This is a genomic window from Microvirga sp. P4_G7, from assembly GCF_056401005.1.
Genome location: NZ_JBFUKD010001131.1, coordinates 1 through 623 on the forward strand (window position 1 = coordinate 1; position 623 = coordinate 623).

Genomic DNA, 623 nt, shown 5'->3' on the forward strand with positions numbered 1-623 from the left:
GCGTGGCTGACGCGTGGCTGACAGAAAAGGGGCAGGGCTGATGACGGACCTTTCAGAGACGCGGCTGCAGGCCCTGAGCGATCGCCTCGACATCTTCGTTGCGCGAATTGACCGGTACGCATCTCTCGCAGAGCGGCGCCTTGCCGAGAGCAAGCGAGCGGCCGAGAACGGGGACACGGATCGAAGCGAACAACGGGCGCGCGCCTCGTTCAAGGCGGCGGGTATGGCAGACCTATGGCGCGGCCGGGCCCAGGATCTCGAGCGCGAGATCGACGGGTTGCGAAAGCGGCAAGGCGCGTTCCTGTCCGAACGCGAACGGCTTACCGAGGCCGCGACCCGGTTCGTCGATCGACTGAAAGCGACGGCCGGCGCGAAGCCACCGAAGATTCAGAAGCCGCTGAGCGAGAGACAGCAACGCAAGGAGAAAAAGCTGGAGCGCCTGATTCAACAAGGCGAGCGAGCCCGGACCAAGGACCACGCCTCTGCGAACATCGTCTATGATCCGCGGCTGGCATCGGGTCGCCGGGAATTCGAAATTCAGAACCTCGGTGGAAGCAAGCGGGCGCGGGCCAACCCATTCAAGAAGCTCTTCAGGAACCCGGCAGAGGCCACCACCGAGCGCG

1 protein-coding gene is annotated in these 623 nt (G+C 64.5%); it reads left to right on the forward strand.

Features of this window, described 5'->3' with window-relative positions:
- Positions 1 to 40 precede the first annotated feature (40 nt).
- Positions 41 to 623: hypothetical protein (locus AC1DT3_RS23465; protein WP_477467550.1), on the forward strand; the 583-nt coding region annotated here is incomplete at its 3' end.